General features: G+C 70.7%; 4 protein-coding genes and 1 pseudogene. 1 reads left to right on the top strand and 4 read right to left on the bottom strand.

The window, feature by feature from the left end; all coding sequences use genetic code 11:
• Nucleotides 1-73: 73 nt before the first annotated feature.
• The gene (locus VN520_RS17780) at nucleotides 74-517 is read right to left on the bottom strand and encodes a peptidase inhibitor family I36 protein (protein WP_325747909.1); all 444 of its coding nucleotides are present in this window, start codon (nucleotides 515-517) and stop codon (nucleotides 74-76) included.
• A gap of 67 nt (nucleotides 518-584) precedes the next feature.
• Entirely contained in the window at nucleotides 585-1514 is a 930-nt protein-coding gene (locus tag VN520_RS17775) for a hypothetical protein (protein ID WP_325747908.1), read from the bottom strand.
• 406 nt (nucleotides 1515-1920) lie between these two features.
• Between VN520_RS17775 and VN520_RS17770 the strand changes: the two genes are divergently transcribed.
• Nucleotides 1921-2889: a helix-turn-helix domain-containing protein gene (locus VN520_RS17770; protein ID WP_325747907.1), complete on the top strand. Its 969-nt coding sequence runs from the start codon at nucleotides 1921-1923 to the stop codon at nucleotides 2887-2889.
• Nucleotides 2890-2951: 62 nt separating this feature from the next.
• Here the strand turns inward: VN520_RS17770 and VN520_RS17765 are convergent, their stop codons facing one another.
• Both VN520_RS17765 and VN520_RS17760 read right to left on the bottom strand, forming a co-directional pair.
• The gene (locus VN520_RS17765) at nucleotides 2952-4577 is read right to left on the bottom strand and encodes a D-aminoacylase (protein WP_325747906.1); all 1626 of its coding nucleotides are present in this window, start codon (nucleotides 4575-4577) and stop codon (nucleotides 2952-2954) included.
• Between the two features lie 41 nt (nucleotides 4578-4618).
• A pseudogene (locus VN520_RS17760) lies at nucleotides 4619-5351 on the bottom strand (amino acid deaminase); the annotation flags it as partial.

Below are 5351 nucleotides of genomic sequence, written 5' to 3'. Positions count from 1 at the left end.
GCCGGGAAGAGGCCGGCGAGCCGAGGTGGTCAGATGCGCGGGAGGCGTGGTGCGTTCCCGTGCGCGGGAGCGGTCAGACCGCCCACTTGGAGCAGTTGGAGGCGCTGGCCCACGCGTGACTGCTGATGCTGTTGTTCGCCGAGACGCCGGTGCTGTAGGTGTCGTTGGACAGGCTGGACGCCCAGCCCTCGGACCGGCTGAGACAGATGTGTCCACCGCTGTGGCCGGTGCCGTTGTAGAACTTGACCTCGTAGCTGTTGCCGTTGTTCAGGATCGACGACGCCTTGTTGGCGTCGCCGCCCTGGAAGCTCAGCGCGGAGTCACCCCAGTTGGAGTCGTCGCCGGACGCGTGGCCGAGGTGGCCGGCGCAGTTGGTGCTGTCGTACGCGTACATGTAGCCGGAGAGCGCGCCGGACATGGCGTCGGAGCAGTCCGCCGCCTGGGCGGAGGTGGCGGGGACGAGGGCGCCGAGGGAGGCCAGGGCGACGGTCGTGAGGGCAGCGAAAGCCTTACGCATGAGGTGGTACTCCTTCATGTGTGGGTGTGGATTCATCCGCGACCGCTGGGCCGCGGAAATCTGTGAGTCACTCGCCCGTGAGATCCCGGGCCCGGGAGAGCGCGACCAGTCCCATGCGCCGGTAGGCGGCGTTCTCCTTGCCGTACTTCTTCAACAGGGCGGACCGGTGTTCCCGTTCGAGCCGGCGCGCGGTCTTTCCGAGATTCGTCCTCACGGCACACGTGGCCTCGGCCACCGCCAACTCGACCTCGTAGGACCGGGCCTCCTGCGCGCTCATGTCCGCGGTGTCCGCGGTGCGCTTCTCGCGGATCTCGTCCGGCGAGGAGAACGGACGGCCGGCTTCCTTCATGCAGTGCGACCAGGCGCTGACCGTCTTCTTCATCTGCTCGTCCGCGAGAATGCGCGGGACATAGAGCGGGGTCAGGCTTGTGACGGTCTTCTTTGCCTTGAACCAGGCCTCGAGGTCTCCGTAGAGGTGCGTCCGGGCCCCGGCCCAGCAGCCCGTCCGGGGGGTCTCGACGGTGCCTCCGGCCGGCAGGTCCACACTCAGTACGTCGTCGTAGTCGCCGTTGAGAGCCGTGTTGTAGCGGATGCGGTCCTCTCGCGGGAGCGCGTTGGGGTACCGGACGTTGGGGTGCTCGCTGCGCTCCTTCCCGGCCGCCTCGTCGAAGGGCCGGCCGTAGCCGTACTTCTTCGCCCACGCGACGTCGTCGTTCACATAACGGCCCGCTTTGCGGGCCTCCGCGCTCGCCACCGGCCCCACCCAGTACGAGAATCCCTTGTTCTGCATGCACTCCTTGACGAGTGCGTACTCGGCGTACTCGATTTCCATCTCCTCGGGAACGGTCAGGTCGCGGAGTTCGCTGTCCGAAATCGCGACCGTGTCCCTCGTCGACGGCTTTGCCGAGTTCGCCGTGGCACCCGTCCCGGCACCACAGCCCGCCGTGATGCAGGCGGCCGCCGCGACGGCAACGGATGCGGAGAATGTCCGCCTCATGTGATGCGCTCTCCCTACGGCTGACGCGGCGTCCGAGCCACGTTCGACGAGCCCTTTTCCGCCCTCGGTCCGGTCTTGGCGTGATGCGGACGGGAGAGGGCGTGGACAAGGCTCGTGAAGCGGGTGTGTGCCGTCCCGTTCTCCGGCCCTCCGTGGACCTTAGGGACATCGTGGGCTTCGGAATGTGTCGTCCGTGCAGGGAAGTTTGTCAGTGGTGCACCGCCTCGATGCGGCGCCGCATCAGCGGGGACCGGCCCCGCGTGTCGCCGTCGAAGCCGTTGCACGGCGCGAGGGGCTCCCGACACACTGACGTCAGGAACCGACGCGCCTAGGGGGAACGTGTGGGGCAACGGACCGAAGTACTGCCGGGCCGGCTCAGCGATCGGAGCAGACGGAGGTCTGCCGCATGAGCCCGGCCCTGGACACCGCGTTCATACCGTCGCGGGACCGGGAGGAAGTGATCCGGAACGCGGTGTGGAAGTCCATGGTGGCCATCGACATCGACCACGGTCCTGCGGCCGAGGACATCGACGTCCGCCTGGGTCTCGGTACCGTGGGGCCCCTCAAGATCTGCTCGGCGCGGGCGACCGCGGTCAGGATGCGCCGGACGGAGCGGCTCGCCCGTGAGGACGAGGAGCCGGCCGTCTCTCTCGGTGTTCAGATGACGGGCAGCAGCATGGTGGTGCAGAACGGCCGCGAGTGCCTGCTGGGGCCGGGGGACTGCGTCGTGTACGAATCGACAGCTCCCTACACACTTCTCTTCGACCAGGGAGTCGACCACCGCTTCATCCTGTTTCCCCGCGCGGCGCTCGCGCTCCCCGACCGGTTGCTGAGAGACATCACCGCGGTCCCCCTGGGATCCGGCAACCCCATCGCGCGCCTCGCCTTCACCTACTTCTCCCAACTGGCCGTCAGCGACGAACTGCACCAGGGTGCGCACGCCGAGACCGTCGTGGAACCCAGCGTCGGCCTCCTCCGTGCCGTCCTGACGTCCCAGTACGGCGACTCCGGCCTGGCCAGGGGTCCGTCGGAAACCACACTCAGCCTGCGGATCACCCAGTACATCCGGTCCCACCTGGCTGATCCCGGCCTTTCGGCGGCACAGATCGCCGCCGCGCACGGCATCTCCGTACGTCATCTCTACGTGGTGCTGTCGCGGTCGGGGATCAGCCTCGGAGACTGGATCCGTACACGCCGCCTGGCCGAGTGCAGGCGGGAGCTGGCCGGCCCGAACGGGCGGCTCCGGACCATCGCGGCGATAGGCCGGAGCTGGGGCTTCGTGGACGCGACCCACTTCAGCAAGGTGTTCAAACGGGCGTTCGGGATATCGCCTCGGACCTGGCGCGACCAGAACCACCCCCGCTCCCGCAGGTGAGGGCCCCCGCGCGGCCGCGCCCACCCCGGACCGGCTGACGCACTTCGGTCCGGACCAGTCCGTCAGTCCCTGGCGGCGCGTCCGCCGCCCCGGACCGCCCGGCCCGCCAGGGTGGAGGTCCGCCTGCCGTCCTCGATGACGAAACGGCCGTCGATCAGGACGTGCGGGACGCCCACCGGCAGGGTGCGCGGCTCGTCGAAGGTCGATCCGGCCGCCACGGTGGCCGGATCGAAGAGGACCAGGTCGGCGCGGTAACCCTCGCGGACGTACCCGCGGTCCGGCAGGCGCAGCCGGGCGGCCGGCCGGGAGGTGAGGTGGGCGACGCACTCCTCCAGCGAGAGGATGCCCAGCTCCCGTACGTACCGGCCGAGGTACTGGGGGAACGTGCCGTACGCGCGGGGGTGGGGCTTGTCGCCCTGGAGGATGCCGTCGCTGCCGCCGGTGTGCACCCGGTGGCGCATGATCTGCTGGACGTTCTCCTCGTGGCCGACGTGCTGGAGGATCGTCGTGCCCAGCCGGTCCTCGACGAGTACCCGACGGGCCGTCACCCAGGGCTCCTCGCCGCGCCGCCGGGCGGACTCGGCCACCGTGAGGCCGACGTGGCCGGACAGTCCGGGGGAGCCGACGCCGGAGATCTCGATCGTGTCCCACTCGATCGGGACGCCGTGGCAGCCGTCGGAGCCCAGGACCTCCATGTGGTGGCGGATGCGTTCCGCCGTCGCCTCGTCCGCGAGCCGGGTCAGGATCGACTCGGGCCCGCCCTCGCTCGCCCAGCTGGGCAGCATCGCCACGAGGGTCGTGCAGCCGGGGGTGTACGGATAGGTGTCGAGGGAGATGTCGGCGCCGGTCGCCAGCGCGTCGTCCAGGAGGGACAGGAGCTCGGGGGCCTTCCCCTTGTTCACGCCGAAGTTCATGGTGGCGTGGGCGAGATGCAGGGCGCAGCCGGCGTCGCGGGTGAGCTGCACCATCTCCTCGTACGCGGCGAGCGCTCCCGCGCCGTAGGAGCGGTGGTGCGGGCAGTAGTAACCGTCGTGCTCCGCCACCACCCGGCACAGCTCGGTGAGTTCGGCGTCCTTCGCGTACATCCCGGGGGTGTACGTCAGGCCCGAGGACATGCCGACCGCACCCTCCGCCATGCCCTGGGCGACGAGCTCCTTCATGCGGTCCAGCTCCGCGTCGGTGGCGGGGCGGTCGTCCCAGCCGACCGCGAGCATCCGGACGGTGCCCTGCGGGACGAGGTAGGCGGCGTTCACGGCGATGCCCTGGCCGCCGAAGTTGCGGTCGAGCCGGTCCAGGTAGCCGCCGACGGTGCGCCAGTCGAAGTCGATGTCGCTGCCGTCGCCGTTCCAGCCGGCGATGGAGCGGCGGACCTCCGCGAGGGTGCGGTCGTCGGCGGGGGCGTACGACAGGCCGTCCTGGCCGAGGACTTCCAGGGTGACGCCCTGGGCGGCCTTCGCGCTGTGGTCGGGGTCGCGCAGCAGAGCGAGGTCGCTGTGCGCGTGCATGTCGATGAAGCCCGGCGAGAGCGCGAGGCCGTCCGCGTCCAGGGTGCGGGCGGCGGTGGGGCGGGGGCCGTCGCCCTCACTGCGGATCTCGGTGATCCGGCCGTCCGTGATGCCCACGTCGGCGCGGTAGGAGGGGGCACCGGTGCCGTCGACGACGCGGGCGTCGCGGATGACCAGGTCCATGGGATGTCGCCTTTCGGGAGGGAGGAGTGGCTCCGCCGGGATCAGAAGAAGGTGCGGATGTAGTCGGTGACGGTGCCGTCCGCCTCCACCAGCGGGATCAGCTGCCACTTGTCGAAGGAGGTGCAGGGGTGCGAGAGCCCCATCCCGATCCAGTCGCCGACCTCCAGCTCGGCGCCCGCCTCGGTGCGCACCCAGCCGTGCTGGTCGGACAGCCCGCTCACGGTGACGCCGGTGGCCGGCCGCACGGAGCCGTCGCGTGCGGAGCGGACGACCTGTGCCTCCGGGAGGTCCAGGTCGTAGGCCGCGTCGCGCTTGCCGGCGTTGACGAACGCCTGCTCGGGGGTGGGGCGGGAGACGACCTGGGCCCAGAGGCGGAAGGCGGGCTGCAGCGCGCCCTCCTCGGGGATGCGGTTGAAGGGGGTGAGGTGGCGGTAGTGGCCGTCGTCATGGCTGACGTACGCGCCGGAGCGCAGCAGCTTGAGGACGGGCCGGCTCAGCGCCGGGATCTCGGCGAACACATCGGCGACGGCGTCGAACCACGCGCTGCCACCCGCGCTGACCAGGATCTCCTCGCCGTCGGCCAGCGCGTCGAAGCGGCCGGCCGCGTCGAGGTCCACGGCCAGCGCCACGAGTCGGCGCAGCCACTCCCGCACCCGCTCGGGAGAGGCGTCCGGCACCTCGCCCTCGTATCCGGCGACGCCCACCAGGCGCAGGGAGGCGGCGTCGGCGACCGCGGCGGCGACCGCCGCGCAGTCGGCCTCCGTGCGGGCGCCG

This window comes from Streptomyces sp., assembly GCF_035563135.1.
In the GTDB taxonomy this organism is placed as follows: Bacteria; Actinomycetota; Actinomycetes; order Streptomycetales; family Streptomycetaceae; genus Streptomyces.
This window is presented reverse-complemented; position numbering and strand designations above follow the sequence as displayed.

What these genes read in the sequence shown, in the direction of transcription:
- VN520_RS17765 (WP_325747906.1), bottom strand. Translation starts at nt 4,577, where the DNA reads ATGGACCTGGTCATCCGCGACGCCCGCGTCGTCGACGGCACCGGTGCC.
- VN520_RS17780 (WP_325747909.1), bottom strand. Translation starts at nt 517, where the DNA reads ATGCGTAAGGCTTTCGCTGCCCTCACGACCGTCGCCCTGGCCTCCCTC.
- VN520_RS17775 (WP_325747908.1), bottom strand. Translation starts at nt 1,514, where the DNA reads ATGAGGCGGACATTCTCCGCATCCGTTGCCGTCGCGGCGGCCGCCTGC.
- VN520_RS17770 (WP_325747907.1), top strand. Translation starts at nt 1,921, where the DNA reads ATGAGCCCGGCCCTGGACACCGCGTTCATACCGTCGCGGGACCGGGAG.